Origin of the sequence: Streptomyces hesseae (assembly GCF_031845785.1) — a bacterium.
GTDB lineage: Bacteria > Actinomycetota > Actinomycetes > Streptomycetales > Streptomycetaceae > Streptomyces > Streptomyces hesseae.
On sequence record NZ_JAVRFI010000009.1, the window covers coordinates 87,860 to 101,254 of the forward strand.

The 13,395-nt window shown below is 70.8% G+C and carries 15 protein-coding genes; 7 read left to right on the forward strand and 8 right to left on the reverse strand.

The features are described from left to right. Positions 1 to 8 precede the first annotated feature (8 nt). Positions 9 to 209, reverse strand: coding sequence for a DUF397 domain-containing protein (locus RM609_RS16380; protein ID WP_311611580.1), 201 nt, complete (start codon positions 207 to 209; stop codon positions 9 to 11). Continuing rightward, positions 194 to 1,036: a helix-turn-helix domain-containing protein gene (locus tag RM609_RS16385; RefSeq protein WP_311611581.1), complete on the reverse strand. Its 843-nt coding sequence runs from the start codon at positions 1,034 to 1,036 to the stop codon at positions 194 to 196. Before RM609_RS16385 ends, RM609_RS16380 begins: the two co-directional genes overlap by 16 nt. A gap of 240 nt (positions 1,037 to 1,276) precedes the next feature. Between RM609_RS16385 and RM609_RS16390 the strand changes: the two genes are divergently transcribed. The 3 genes from RM609_RS16390 to RM609_RS16400 all read left to right on the forward strand — a co-directional run bounded on the left by RM609_RS16390 (position 1,277) and on the right by RM609_RS16400 (position 3,421). Continuing rightward, on the forward strand, positions 1,277 to 1,486 hold the full coding sequence (locus RM609_RS16390) for a hypothetical protein (protein WP_311611583.1): 210 nt from the start codon (positions 1,277 to 1,279) through the stop codon (positions 1,484 to 1,486). 153 nt (positions 1,487 to 1,639) lie between these two features. Further along, entirely contained in the window at positions 1,640 to 2,497 is an 858-nt protein-coding gene (locus tag RM609_RS16395) for a hypothetical protein (protein WP_311611584.1), read from the forward strand. A 30-nt stretch (positions 2,498 to 2,527) separates the two neighbouring features. Continuing rightward, positions 2,528 to 3,421 carry a YwqG family protein gene (locus RM609_RS16400; RefSeq protein ID WP_311611586.1) on the forward strand — a complete coding sequence of 298 codons (894 nt, stop codon included), beginning with the start codon at positions 2,528 to 2,530 and terminating at the stop codon, positions 3,419 to 3,421. A gap of 50 nt (positions 3,422 to 3,471) precedes the next feature. Here the strand turns inward: RM609_RS16400 and RM609_RS16405 are convergent, their stop codons facing one another. Next, the gene (locus RM609_RS16405) at positions 3,472 to 3,930 is read right to left on the reverse strand and encodes a hypothetical protein (RefSeq protein WP_311611587.1); all 459 of its coding nucleotides are present in this window, start codon (positions 3,928 to 3,930) and stop codon (positions 3,472 to 3,474) included. Positions 3,931 to 4,204: 274 nt separating this feature from the next. On the opposite strand from RM609_RS16405, the gene RM609_RS16410 reads away from it, so the two are divergent. Continuing rightward, positions 4,205 to 4,693 (forward strand): hypothetical protein, encoded by a 489-nt coding sequence (locus RM609_RS16410; RefSeq protein WP_311611589.1) that lies wholly within the window; start codon positions 4,205 to 4,207, stop codon positions 4,691 to 4,693. Here the strand turns inward: RM609_RS16410 and pdxR are convergent. After that, complete coding sequence (gene pdxR / locus RM609_RS16415; protein WP_311611590.1) at positions 4,690 to 6,189, reverse strand: MocR-like pyridoxine biosynthesis transcription factor PdxR; 1,500 nt, start codon at positions 6,187 to 6,189, stop codon at positions 4,690 to 4,692. The two genes, RM609_RS16410 and pdxR, sit on opposite strands and share 4 nt — an antisense overlap. Positions 6,190 to 6,236: 47 nt before the next feature. Here pdxR and RM609_RS16420 point away from each other — a divergent pair, with 47 nt between their 5' ends. The 3 genes from RM609_RS16420 (at position 6,237) to RM609_RS16430 (ending at position 8,063) form a co-directional block, all read left to right on the forward strand. Beyond that, entirely contained in the window at positions 6,237 to 6,719 is a 483-nt protein-coding gene (locus RM609_RS16420; RefSeq protein ID WP_311611592.1) for a carboxymuconolactone decarboxylase family protein, read from the forward strand. Between the two features lie 97 nt (positions 6,720 to 6,816). Beyond that, entirely contained in the window at positions 6,817 to 7,200 is a 384-nt protein-coding gene (locus RM609_RS16425) for a VOC family protein (protein WP_311611594.1), read from the forward strand. Positions 7,201 to 7,298: 98 nt separating this feature from the next. Beyond that, positions 7,299 to 8,063, forward strand: a complete 765-nt coding sequence (locus RM609_RS16430) for an isocitrate lyase/PEP mutase family protein (protein ID WP_311611596.1) — start codon at positions 7,299 to 7,301, stop codon at positions 8,061 to 8,063. On the opposite strand, the gene RM609_RS16435 is transcribed toward RM609_RS16430, so the two are convergent. The 4 genes from RM609_RS16435 to RM609_RS16450 all read right to left on the reverse strand — a co-directional run bounded on the left by RM609_RS16435 (position 8,060) and on the right by RM609_RS16450 (position 13,384). Then, on the reverse strand, positions 8,060 to 9,169 hold the full coding sequence (locus RM609_RS16435; protein ID WP_311611597.1) for a hypothetical protein: 1,110 nt from the start codon (positions 9,167 to 9,169) through the stop codon (positions 8,060 to 8,062). The genes RM609_RS16430 and RM609_RS16435 overlap by 4 nt on opposite strands. Before the next feature lie 120 nt (positions 9,170 to 9,289). After that, positions 9,290 to 10,264, reverse strand: a complete 975-nt coding sequence (locus tag RM609_RS16440; RefSeq protein ID WP_311611599.1) for an ABC transporter substrate-binding protein — start codon at positions 10,262 to 10,264, stop codon at positions 9,290 to 9,292. Position 10,265: 1 nt separating this feature from the next. Beyond that, the gene (locus tag RM609_RS16445) at positions 10,266 to 12,239 is read right to left on the reverse strand and encodes an ABC transporter permease (RefSeq protein ID WP_311611601.1); all 1,974 of its coding nucleotides are present in this window, start codon (positions 12,237 to 12,239) and stop codon (positions 10,266 to 10,268) included. Beyond that, entirely contained in the window at positions 12,236 to 13,384 is a 1,149-nt protein-coding gene (locus tag RM609_RS16450) for a quaternary amine ABC transporter ATP-binding protein (RefSeq protein ID WP_311611814.1), read from the reverse strand. The genes RM609_RS16445 and RM609_RS16450 overlap by 4 nt, the downstream gene beginning before the upstream one ends. Positions 13,385 to 13,395 lie beyond the last annotated feature (11 nt).

A 13,395-nucleotide genomic window follows, 5' to 3' on the forward strand; every position in this document is an offset into this window, starting at 1 on the left:
GCCTGACTTCAGGCCGCGTCCGCCTTGACGGCACGTACGAACGTGGCCCAGGCCCCGGCCGGGAGGAACAGGGCGGGCCCTGTGGGGACTTTGCTGTCGCGGACGGGTATGAGGTCGCCGGGTATGAGGTCGGCGACCTCCAGGCATTCCTCATGCGCGGCGCTGTACGTCGACTTGCGCCAAGTCGCCTCACTCAGTTCGAGTCCCATGTGCTGAATTCCTCCATCGCCTTCTCGATCCACCTTCTGGACTCGGCTGGTGGCAGCGCCAACGCATGTACTAGGTCATATCGGTGGGAGTGGCGGGCTACCGCCTTGCGATCCCTGACCATGTCAGTCAGGGCGGTCCCGCCTTCGAGATACACGAAATCCGGGGCGTTGTCGAAGGACAGGACTGTCAGCGACCCGCCCATGGCCGCATGACTGCCTGCCGCATACGGCAGCACCTGGATTTCGATGCGGGGCTCCTTGGACATCTTCAGCAGGTGGGCCATCTGCGCGCGCATGACCGATGGCCCTCCGACCAGCCGACGAATCACCGCCTCGTCCAACACGACCCACAGCAGCGGTGGAGCTTCCTTCCTGAGCACACCGCTCCGGGCCATTCGGACAGCCACCCATTCGTCGATTTCTTCCTCAGAAGCCCACGGCAGGGCGTGGATCATCACCTCGCGCGCGTACGCCTCCGTCTGGAGCAGCCCTGGCACGCAATGCGCTTGATATTGATGGATCGCGGTGGCCTTGGCCTCGTACTCCTTGTATTTACGGAACGCGTCCGACGGTGGCAGTCGCTGCAAGTGCGCCCAAAGGTCGTGCAAGTCACCATCCGCTCCCAGGAGCGCATCGAGCATCGCTGACACCTCCTCCGCCGGCGTCTCCTTTGCCAGCTCGAACTGAGCGATACGGCTATGGGAGAGAAAGACCTTCTCCGCCAATTCCTTCTGCGTCCAACCAGCCCGCACACGAAGCTTGCGCAACTTCGTTCCGTACAAGGCCGGTAGGGAGCTGGACGGGTCGAGTTCCTTGGGCGCAGGCATGGAGGCGACCACCCGTTTTCGTCTTGTCGTACCGAAAGCCGTTACCCCTGGTGAGCGTAGCCCTACGCCCCGATGCTGAGAACCGGAACCGGAGCAACAGACCACGACCGAGGTAGCCCACCCATGCCATACGACAACATCCGTCACGCCGCCGCGCGCACGGCACGCGAGCTTTCCGACGCATTCAAAGCTCACGGCTGTACGGTCCAGGTCGTTCCCCACGGACCTTCCGACGGACAGATGTTCATCGTCATCGACGACGCGCTCACCGGCTACGAGGCTCAGCTCCTCACCGCCGCGCTGACCGCCTACGCGGGCCCTCCGCCGTCCTGCGAGGAGTGCCGGACCATCAAGCGGAGCCGAGCCATGGCCGTGCGCGACGGAAACCAGGGCATGGCCATGGCGATGGCCACCGCCATGGGCGTCCATCAGCGCGTATCGCACGGCTGACCCATTAGTAACCGTACGGGTGTTGGAGCACCGGAACGTGCCCTTCGGCACGCCCCCGTGGAGTACGTTTCGGCGCATACGAATCGACCCCCGGCGGTGCTCGCAACACCAATCCGGGGGTCTACACCTTCAAGGGAAAAGGCCTCCCTCAAGATGTTCCGGCATGTTATCGCGCCCACGCGCTTCTACACCCAGATCTCCAACGAGATCATCCGCCATCCCCGCCTCTCCTCCGACGCCAAGTGCCTCCTCCTATGGCAGCTTTCGCTTCCCGAAGGCGTCGACGAGTCCCTCTCCGAGTCCGCCCGGCGCGCCGGGATCAGGAAGACCGCCTTCGGCCGCGCCAAGCGCGAACTGCTCGCCGAGGGATACGTCCACGAGTGGAAGCTCTCCGGGCCCCGAGGACGCTGGTCCACGACACAGCTCGTATCGAATGTCCCGCTGACGACGGCCGAGGCGCTGGCCATCCGGGACGAGCAGTGCCCGCCGACGGCCGCTCCTCCGGCCCCCGGTCGTCCGGCCGACCAAGCCGTCGGTCATCCCCAGGGAAACACCGGGGAGGAGACCCCCAACCCTCCCCTCCCGCCAACCGATCGCGGCGCGGACGCCCTGACCTCCGTCACTCGCTCCGAACGGAGGCTCCGCCTCTCCGGGCGGGACATTCGCGCGCTCGCGCCGCTCGCGACGGAGTGGCTGGCCAGAGGGGCGACCCTCGCCGAGCTGCGAGAAGCGCTGACGTCCGGGCTCCCGGACGTCGTCCGGTCCCCCGCCGGGCTGACGCGCGACCGGCTCACGCGCAAGATGCCGGACCCGGCGCCCGAGCCGACGCCCCCACCGAATCCCCTGCGCTCCTGCGCGGGCGGCTGCGGACGCGTGTTTCGCCCGGTCACAAATGAGGCGGCGTGCCGCCAGTGCCGCACGGAGGCGGCCGCTGACGACGCCTCCGGCGCCATCGCCGCCACCAGACGCGGCATGGCCGCGATCCGGGACATCCTCGCAGCTCAGACGTGATTGTCAGTGGGGTCGTGCATCATCGTCCACATGACTGAGAGCACGCTGCACGACCTCGCCCGGACGCTTCTGCCCGCCGACCTCGCCGAGCGCTGGATTTCCCTTCTGCGCCCGGCCGCGCGGCTGGTGGCGACCCCGGAGCCGGGGGCGGAGGACGTGGTGGTCGGGCGGCTGGGCGGGCTGCCCGAGCTGCCGGAGGACATGGCGTGGCCGGTGTGGGAGGGGCACGGGCCGCTGTCGTTCATCGCGTCCGTCGACTGTGCCGCGCTGCCCAAGGACGCGCTGGACATAGCGCTGCCCGCCGACGGGACGCTGTCGTTCTTCTACTTCGACGGGCAGATCGACGACGGCGACGCGCTGGTCTGGCCCAAGGAGCCGGAGACGTGGGCGGGCGCCCGGGTCGTCCACGTCCCGGCCGGCGTCGAGGTGGCCGAGCGTGCGTGGCCCGTCGTCGACGACGAGGACGTGGAGTTCGAGCCGTACCAGGAGGTGCCGCTGACGGCCCGCGTGGAGTGGACCGCGCCCGACTCCTGGCACCCGGACTTCGTCTCGGCTCTGTACCGCGACGGTGTCGTCAAGGACGGCAACGGTCACCCGGCAGAGGCCGAGGCGTTCGTCGAGGCGCTGTGGGATCTGGAGCGGGACGCCGACCATCTCGTCGGCGGCCATGCCAACCCCGTCCAGAACCCCGTGGAGTACGAGATCGCCCACGGTTTCCTCAACCGCGACGGCGGCGACATCCCCTGGAGCGACCCGCGCGTCACCGAGGAGGCCGGGCGCTGGACGCTCCTCGCCCAGATCGACACCGACGACGCCGCCGACATGATGTGGGGCGACTGCGGCGCCCTCTACTGGCTCATACGCCCCGAGGACCTGGCCGCCGGCCGCTTCGATCAAGCGATGTTCACCATGCAGTGCTGCTGAACACGCGGATTTCCGCTGGGTGAGGCAGGCGTGGCTGCCCGCGTCACCTCTCAGCAGGACTGCCAGATCGCCGCTGCGCTCAGCGCCCCGCCACCGGCCAGCGAGAGAGCGGCGCGCCAGGCGACACCGCCACCGATGAGCGTGAAGACCAGCCCTTCGGTGGCGGCCAGGCAGTCGTAGTTGTTGAACGACGGGTCCTTGCAGTAGACGGTCCGGTTGATGCCGGGAGCCCAGACCGCGAAGGAGTGGTCGACCTTGTCGTAGTGCATCTCCCAGCTCTTGTTCTGACCGTTCACCCTGAGCCGGGCGCAGAAGTTGGTCGTCGTGCCGCCGAACGGGGCGGCGGGCGCCGAAGCGGCCGCCTGGTCCTGCTTGGCCACCACGGACTTGGTGTCGGCAGCCGGAGCCGCGTTGGCCGGCGAGGCCGCCATGACGAGTGCGGCCGCGAGGCCCGAGACAGTCGCCGCGGCCGTGAAGCGCTTGTACACGCTCGTGTTCCTTTCGGTCATCCGGAGATTGCCGACTCCCGGCGGTCTCCGCCGCAGATCACAGCGCAGCGAACGGGAGCATGACAATGATCTTGTTACCTTCCTGACGCGGAAGCCGTAAATCCGGCACGCTTCCCGATCACGCGCGCGGTTGAACGCCGCAGTTGATCGACCCGAGGCGATAACGACCCTCGCCACAGCCGTCAATGACACGTTTACGTTCGGCCGTCGAGATCCCACCCCCACAAGGCCCTCATTAACCTCGGCGCATCATCCGGCGGTTGGAGTCATCGCGATGGAGTCTTCAGAGTCCCGACCCGATGAGCGGCCCCACCGCAGCCGGCCGGCCACGGCCACGGCCGCCGGGCTCATAGGGCTGCTCTACGGGGCGTTCATCTGCGGCGGGTGCGTCTGGATCACGCTGCACACGGTGTGGTGGATCTTCGGCGCCGAGCCGGGGCAGAACCGCTGGCTCGGCGGCTGGCTGGGAGTCGTGTTCTCCTCCCTGGGGGCGTGGTTCGGTCTGGCCATGCTGCGGAACGGGCGGGGACTGCTCCAGGGCCGGCCGGGCCCGGCGGAGACCTTGCAGGCCCAGTTCTTGCCCCCGTTCGGATTGTTCGGGCTCGCCCTGATCAGAGGGCTGTTCTCGGAACCCCCCGACGTGGGGTGGTGGACCGGACCACCCGCCATGCTCGCCTTCTGCGGCTTTTCGGTGGCCGGCATGGTGCTGTGCGGACTACGGGCGACCAAGCGGTATGTCGGTGCTCGCCCGACGAACGGCTAGAGCGCCGGCAGGACGTCGATGAGCGTCTCCAGCGCTCCCGCGAAGGCGTGCTTCGCGGGGGTGCCATAGGCCACGATCAGGCCGTCGCGGCCGTCCGGCACCGGGGAGGGGGCGGACTCGTCCACGGCCGCGTGGCGGAAGGCGCTCAGGCCCTGCACCGCCAGGCCCCGCCAGGCGGCGGCCTGGACGGTGGCGTGCTCGGTGCCCAGGGGGAGTTCGAGGACGGCGTGGAGGCCGGCGGCGATGCCGGTGACGCGGATGTGGGGCGCGTGCCGGGCGAGGGCGGAGACGAGGTCGTCGCGGCGGCGGCGATAGTGGAGGCGCATGGCACGGATGTGACGGTCGTAGCCACCGGAGTTGATGAACTCGGCGAGGGTGAGCTGATCGAGGACGCCCATGCCCCATTCGCCGGTGCGTCGCAGGTCCACGACGTCGGCGACGAGGTGTTCGGGGAGGACGAGCCAGGCCAGGCGCAGGCCGGGGGCTAGGGACTTGCTGGCGGTGCCGCAGTAGACGACGTGCTCGGGGGCCAGGCCCTGGAGGGCGCCGACGGGCTGGCGGTCGTAACGGAACTCGCCGTCGTAGTCGTCCTCGACGATCAGGCCGCCCGTGCGGGAGGCCCAGTCGGCGACGGCGGCGCGGCGGTCGGGGTGGAGGGGGACGCCCGTGGGGAACTGGTGGGCGGGGGTGAGGAGAACGGAACGGACGTTCCGCCGCGCCTCGTCGTCCAGCTCGGCGACCCGCGCGCCGTGGCCGTCCACGGTCAGCGGGGCCGTCCGGATCCCGGCCCGTTCGATGATGTCGTGGTGGATCCAGAGTCCGTACGACTCGACGCCCATCGACTTCACGCCGCGCTGCCGCAGCACTCGTCCCAGCAGGGCGAGCCCCTGGCTGAAGCCCGCGCACAACACGATGCGTTCGGGGGTCGTACGGACGCCGCGCGCCCGCGCCAGATAGCCGGCGAGGGCTTCGCGCAGCTCGGGGCGGCCCCGGCCGTCGCTGTAGCCGAAGGCCTCGTGGGGGACGGCGGCCATGGCGCGGCGGGCGGCGGAGAGCCAGGCGGCGCGGGGGAAGGAGGACACGTCGCAGGGGCCGGGGCGCAGGTCGTGGACGGGCGGCGGCGGGGTGCGGGGCGGGGTGGCGCGACGGTGGGCGGGGGCCGGGCGGGGTGGCGCGGTGCGGGCGGCCACCCGGGTGCCGGAGCCCTGCCGGGCGGTGAGCCAGCCCTCCGCGACGAGCTCGCCGTAGGCGTCGGCGACGGTGTTGCGGGCGAGCCCGAGGTCGGCGGCGAGGGAGCGGGAGGAGGGCAGCCGGGTACCGGGGGCCAGCCGCCCGGAGCGTACGGCTTCGCGCAGCGCGTCGGTGAGCGAGGCGCGCACGCCGCGCTCCCCCGCGCCGGTGCCCGTGCCCATGCCCGTTCCGGCCTCGGCTCCCGCGACCGCGCGGGGAAGGTCCAGGTGGAGGTCCACCCCGGAAATGGCCCACGTTTTCTCCATGGGAATGGACCATACCGCTGGGCTATCCCTGGCGTAGCGTCGGTGGCATGACGACGACACCCGAGACAAGCGCCCACCAGCACGGCCCCCGCATGGACTTCTACAAGCACGCCCCCGAGGTCCGGAAGGCGATGTTCGCCCTCTCGAAGGCCGCGAACCAGGGCGTGGACCCGGTCATCGGCGAGCTGGTGAAGATCCGCGCCTCGCAGCTCAACCACTGCGCGTTCTGCATCGACATGCACGTCAAGGACGCCCGTAAGGCGGGCGAGTCGGAGGCGCGCATCTACCTCCTCAACGCCTGGGAGGAGGCCACCGGCTACTACACCGAGAAGGAGCAGGCGGCCCTCGCCCTCACCGAGGCCATCACGGTCCTCACGGACGGCTTCGTCCCGGACGAGGTCTACGAGCGCGCCGCGCGCCACTTCTCCGAGGAGGAGCTGGCGCACCTCATCGCCGCCATCATCGTGATCAACTCCTGGAACCGCATCAGCGTCTCGACGCGCGTCCAGCCCGGGTCCTACCAGCCCTGATTCGATCTTGGGTAGGCTCGCGCCACGGCATCGCGCGTCGGTCACCGGCCGGGTGAGGCGTGGAGGTGCCCGAGATGCCCTCGGAGGCACTTACACCTTGTCAGTTCAGCTGAACCACACCATCGTCGCGGCCAAGGACAACCGCGAGTCGGCGGAATTCTTCGCCCACATCCTCGGGCTGGAAATCGGTGAGCCGTGGGGACCGTTCGTCCCCGTCGTCCTCGCCAACGGCGTGACTCTCGATTTCGCCCCCGTTCCGCCCGGGGCGCCCGTCGCGCCGCAGCACTACGCCTTCCTCATCTCCGAGGAGGAGTTCGACGCGGCGTTCGCGCGCATCCAGGAAGCCGGGATCACCTATTGGGCCGATCCGCGTCAGCAGCGGCCGATGGAGATCAACACCAATGACGGTGGCCGGGGCGTGTACTTCCCGGACCCCGCGGGCCACTTCATGGAGATCATCACCCGCCCGTACGGCGGCTGATCCCCCGGCCTCATAGGGGCCGAACGGCGGAGTGGCCCACGTTCTTCAAGGGGAAGTGGACCACTCCGCCCGCCTGTCACGCGCCTACGGTCGTTCGTATGAGAGCGAACGACGACGCGGCGACGACGGCGGCAGTGGCCGCCTTCCGGGTCCGCCATCACAGCAGTGCCACCGACGGTCCGCTCGTGCTGCCCGGCCCCTGGGACGCCGCCAGCGCCCGGGCCTTCGCCGATGCCGGTTTCCGGGCCCTGGCGACGCCGAGCGCGGGGGTCTCGGCAGCGCTGGGATACGCGGACGGGGAAGCTCCGGCAGCGGAAATGCTGACGGCGGTGGGCCGGATCGTGCGGGCCGTCGCTGCCGAAGGAGTGGTCGTCACCGCCGACGTGGAGGACGGCTACGGGCTGCCGCCCCGCGAGCTCGTCGAACGCCTCCTCGAAACCGGCGTGGTCGGCTGCAACCTGGAGGACACCGACCGGCGGACCGGCCTGCTCAAGGAGCCGCGCGAGCAGGCCGACTGGCTGGCCGCCGTCGTGGCCGAGGCGGACGGACGGCTCGTCGTCAACGCCCGTATCGACACGTTCCTGAAGGGCGTCGAGGGCGCCGCCCCCGCCGTCGAACGCGGGCTGCTGTACGCCGCGGCCGGCGCCGACTGCGTCTACCCGATCCTCGCCCCCGCCGAGCTGCTCGCGCCGATCGCCGATCGCGTCGGAATCCCGGTCAACGCCCTCGCCAAGCCCGGCGGACCCTCCCCCACCGAACTCGGCGCCCTCGGCGCCGCCCGCGTCACCTTCGGGGGCGGGCTGCACCGGCGGGCGATGGCGGCGGTGGCGGAAATCGCCGCCGGGCTGCGGGAGGAGTCCTAAGAGACGGGCGCCGGTCCGTCCGGCAGCAGCGCCCCCAGCACCCAGCCCATGTGCTCGGCGCCCACCGTGATCAGCACCTGCTTCTCGCCGTCGCGGCACTCCGCGACCAGGGCCTCGCCGTCCATGTACAGAACGGGGTCCGTACGGTGGACGGGGCGGACGCGCTCCACGACCAGGGTGCCCGGCACGGCCTTGCGGAGCATACGGCCGGCGGGATCGAGGGACGACACGAGCCTGCCGGGGCTCGCGACGAGCGTGCGGTAACCCTTCTCGCTGTACGGGACGTCACCGCTGATCGCACCGGCGAAGACCTCTTCCCGAGTGGGGACCAGCGGTGCGATCTCGACCGTGTCGGTGTCCTTCCGGCGGTCCCGGAAGGCGCAGCGGACCATCGCGGCGGCCGCGACGAGCGCGATGGACATGGCGATGGAGGCGGTCCAGCGCAGTGCCTCCGCCGTCGTGCTCATGAAGTAGCCGAACGGCGCCCCGGCCGTCGCGATGCCGAGGGCCGCCACGAACGGGATCGAGGTCTGCCAGGGCACAAGCCGCGGCGACCTGTCCGACCGGCGGGCCAGCCAGTACGCCGACCAGAGGAAGGCGAGGGAGAAGGGCGCCAGCCCCAGGCCGATGGCGGCGGGGAGGCTGAAGTCGTCCGTCGGGGCCGCGTCGGTGTACTGCCACTTGCCGCGGAAGCCGAACGCCCGGATCTCGCCCCTCCAGTACCAGGCCGTTACTTGGTCACCGGCCTTGACTACGTCGACGACCGGGCGCTGCCCCTTGAGCGGGACGAGCCCGCTCATCCCGTCGCGGTCGGCGACGCGCAGCTCGTAGCTGGGGGTCCTCTTCATCTCGTCGCGGACGACCTTGACGACCGTGAACGGCTCCGGCCGCAGGCAGTCGGCCGTGGCGGCGGGTGCGCCCGTGGCGGCCGCTGCGGCCGGGCAGATGGGTGCCGCCAGGAAATCGCGCTCCTCGGTGTGCTTGGCGGGGGCGACGAGGAGGAGCAGGATGGCGGCGGCTGTCGCGAGGACAACGCCGGCGGCCGCGTGGATGGCGGCCGCGCGGCGGTCCTTGCGGGTTGTCGCGCGTTGAGCGGGGGGTGGCATGGGGGAATTGTGCGCCTGCGGGTTGGGGGGCGTTGAGGCGGGGGGTTGATGCCCCAGTCCCGCCCTTTCACCGTTTCCTGGGGCTCCGCCCCAGACCCCGCGCCTCAAACGCCGGCGGGGCTAGTTGACCCACTTCTTCCACATGTCCGGGTGGCGGTCCACCCACCTCTTCGCCGCCGCCTCCGGCGCCAGCTTCTCCTCGGCGATCATCTGGGCCACCTCGTTCTGGTCGGCCTTCGTCCAGTGGAATTCCTTGAGGAAGCGGGCCGCCTTGCCGCCCTTGTTCGCGAAGTCCGTGTTGAGGTACTTCTTCAGGGACGTCGTCGGGTACGCGCAGTCGATCGTCGACGGGTCCTTCGCGCCCTTGGCCGCGCAGGCGTCCGTGTACTCCGGGAGCTTCACCTCGACCATCGGGACCTCGTTGAAGAGCCACTGGGGCTCGTACCAGTAGGTCAGGAAGGGCTTCTTCTCCTTCGCGAACTGCTTGATCTGCGTGATCTGCGCGGCCTCCGACCCCGCGAAGACGACCTGGTAGTCCAGCTTCAGGTTCTTCACCAGCGCCTTGTCGTTGGTGACGTACGACGGGGAGCCGTCGAGGAGCTGGCCCTTCCCTCCGCTCTCGGAAGTCTTCAGCTGCGAGGCGTATTTGTTGAGGTTCTTCCAGTCCAGAACGTCGGGGTGGGCGTCCGCGAAGTACTTGGGGACCCACCAGCCGATGTGGCCGGTGACCCCGAGGTCGCCGCCCGCCGTGATCGTCTTCTTGTCCTGGACGTAGCGCTTCTCCTGGTCCGGGTGGCCCCAGTCCTCCATGATCGCGTCCACGCGGCCCTGGCTGAGGGCGTCCCAGGCCGGGACCTCGTCCACCTGCACGGTGTCCACGCGGTAGCCCAGCTCGTGCTCCAGCAGGTACTGCGCCACCGCCGCGTTGGCGCGGGCGCCTACCCACGACTGCACGGAGAGGGTCACGGTCTTCGCGCCCGCCGCGTTGGCGTACGGGGACGCCTGCTTGGTCATGTCCGCCGCGCCGCAACCGGTGGCGGCGGCCAGCAAGGTCGCTGTCGCGGCGACCGTCAGTGTCTTGTGCTTCAGCTTCATGTCAGTTCGCCTCCTTCACCGGCTGGGTCACCCGGTCGAGCATCAGTCCCAGGCACGCGATGGCCGTACCGGCCATCAGGCCCGTGGCCAGGTCGCCCTGGGCCAGGCCGAACACGACCTCGTAGCCGAGCGCGCCACCGCCCACCAGGCCGCCGATGATGACGACGGACAGGACGAGGACGACCGCCTGGTTCACGGCCAGCAGCAGCTGCGGTTTCGCCAGCGGGAACTGCACCTGGCGGAGCTGCTGCCCGCCCGTCGCGCCCAGCGAGCGCGCGGACTCCATGGCCGCCGGGTCCACCTGCCGCAGGCCCTGGTCGACGATGCGGACGACGGCGGGGAGCGCGTAGACGATCGCCGCCGCGGCGGCCGGGGCGCGGCCCACGCCGAAGAGGGCGACGACCGGGATGAGGTAGACGAACTGCGGCATGGTCTGGAACACGTCCAGGACGGGGCGGAGCAGCCGCTCCACCCGGTCGCTGCGCGCTGCCGCGACGGCGATCAGCACGCCCAGGGCCAGGGTGACGACGACCGCCGCGAGCACCTGGGAGAGGGTGTCCATGGCGGGCTCCCAGCGGCCCAGCACGCCGATCGCGGCGAGCGATACCGTCGCGGTGAGGGCGGTGCGCCAGGTGCCGATCAGCCAGGCCAGCGCCGCGACGAGGGTCAGGGCGCCCCACCAGGGGAGGGCCTGGAGGCCGCTGCGGAGGGGGTCCAGGACCCAGGCGGTGTAGTGGGCGGCGGCGTCGGCGGTGCCGCCGATTCCTGGGATTCCGCTGTAGAGGTGGTCGACCATCCAGTCCTTGGCCGTGTTGACCGGGGCGGCGATCGGCACGGTCCACTGGCTCGGCCAGGACGTGCCGACCAGGCGGCCCAGGGCCACCACCGCTGCCGTGGCCAGCACCCACGTGGTGACCGTTCGGGTGCGGCCCGGTGGGTTGCTCTGTGCCCACCCGTTCCGCCCTGCGGAACGATTGCCCACAGAGCGGTCCAGGACTATCGCCAGCAGGACGATCGGGATGCCCGCTGTCAGGGCGCTGCCCACGTCTACCGTCGACAGGGCCTGGTAGACGCGGTCGCCGAGGCCGTCCGCGCCGATGACCGAGGCGATGACGGCCATGGACAGGGCCATCATGATGCTCTGGTTGACGCCCAGGAGGAGTTCGCGGCGGGCCAGGGGCAGGCGGGCCGTGAGCAGGCGCTGGCGGGCGGTGGCGCCGAGGGAGTCGACGGCTTCCAGGACGCCCTTGTCCGTGCCGCGCAGGCCCAGGGCCGTGAGGCGGGCCATCGGGGGTGCCGCGTAGACGACGGTGGCCAGGACGGCCGGGGCCACGCCGATGCCGAAGACGAGTACGACCGGCAGGAGGTACGCGAAGGCGGGCAGGGCCTGCATCGTGTCCAGGACCGGGCGCAGGGCCCGGAACGTACGGTCCGAGAGACCGGCCGCCAGGCCCAGCAGGGCGCCCACGGCGACGGACGCCGCGACGGCCACGATCATCAGGGCCAGCGTGCGCATCGTGGGCACCCACATGCCCAGCAGTCCGCACACCGCGAACGAGGCCAGGGCCGTGACGCCCGCCCGTACGCCCGCCAAGCGCCACGCCAGCAGTGTCGCGCCCGCCGTCACGCCCGCCCAGCCGAGGGCGAGCAGGACCACGTAGACGGCCCGGATCGAGATGACGATCGCGTTGCTGATGTGGCCGAAGAAGTACAGGAACAGCCAGTGGCTGTCGCGGTTGTCGATGATCCAGTCGTTGGCCCGGCCGAGCGGGCCGGCGAGGTCGACGGTCAGGGCGTGCGGCCAGGCTCCGCTGCCCCAGCGGGCGGCGGCGAACGGCGCCACGGCCGCGGTGACGGCCGCCAGCAGCAGCAGTTTGCGGGCCGCGGGGCGTTGCCAGAGTGCCCGGAGACGGGTGTGGGGGGTGATGGTCCCGCCCTGGGCGGACGGGACCGTGGTGGTGCCGGCAGTACTCATGCCGCGGTCTTCTCCTCGAAACCCCCTGTGTGGAAGCCCTGCTCGTTCTTCGCCTTGCCCATGTCCTTGCCGACGTCCTTGCCGACGTCCTTCGCCTTGTCCAGGCCCGCCACGACGCCCAGCAGGCTCGTGGAGTCGACGACGCCCAGGCAGCGGCCCGCGTCGACGACCCGCGCGGAGTGGCCCGTACGGGCCACCGCCTCGATGGCGTCGGCGACGGTCGTGGCCGGGGACAGCGCCGGGCCGGTCGCGGCCTCGCCCGCGTCATGGGCGGGGCGCATGGCGCGGCGGACGGTGAGGACCTGCTCGCGCGGCACGTCCCGGACGAAGTCGCGGACGTAGTCGTCGGCGGGGGAGCCGACGATCTCCTCGGGGGTGCCGCACTGGACGACGCGGCCGCCGCGCATCAGCGCGATGCGGTCGCCGACGCGCAGCGCCTCGCTGAGGTCGTGGGTGATGAAGACCATCGTGCGGCCCTCGTCGCGGTTGAGGCGGACGACCTCTTCCTGCATGTCGCGGCGGATCAGCGGGTCGAGCGCGCTGAACGGCTCGTCGAACAGCAGTACTTCGGGGTCGGCGGCCAGGGCGCGGGCCAGGCCGACGCGCTGCTGCTGGCCACCGGAGAGCTGGCCGGGGCGGCGGCCCTCCATGCCCGCGAGGCCGACCTTGGTCACCATCTCGGCGGCCTTGGCGCGGCGTTCGGCCTTGCCCATGCCCTGGATCTCCAGGCCGTAGGCGACGTTGTCGAGCACCGTGCGGTGCGGGAGCAGGCCGAAGTGCTGGAAGACCATGGCGGCCCGGTGCCGGCGCAGGTCGCGCAGGGCGCCCTTGTCCATGCCGCCCACGTCCTCGCCGTCGATGGCGATGGTGCCGGCGGTGGGTTCGATGAGGCGGGTGAGGCAGCGGACGAGCGTGGACTTGCCCGAGCCGGACAGGCCCATGACCACGAAGCACTCGCCGGGGCGCACGTCGAAGGAGACGTCGCGGACGGCGACGGTGCATCCGGTGCGTTCGCGCAGTTCCTCGGGGGACAGCGCGGCCAGTTCGTCACTGGCCGGGACGCGGTCGGCCTTCGGGCCGAAGACCTTCCACAGGTTGCGGACGGAGAAGACGGGGGCGACCGCCTCGCCGGCGGACTTCCCCATGCCATTGCCGC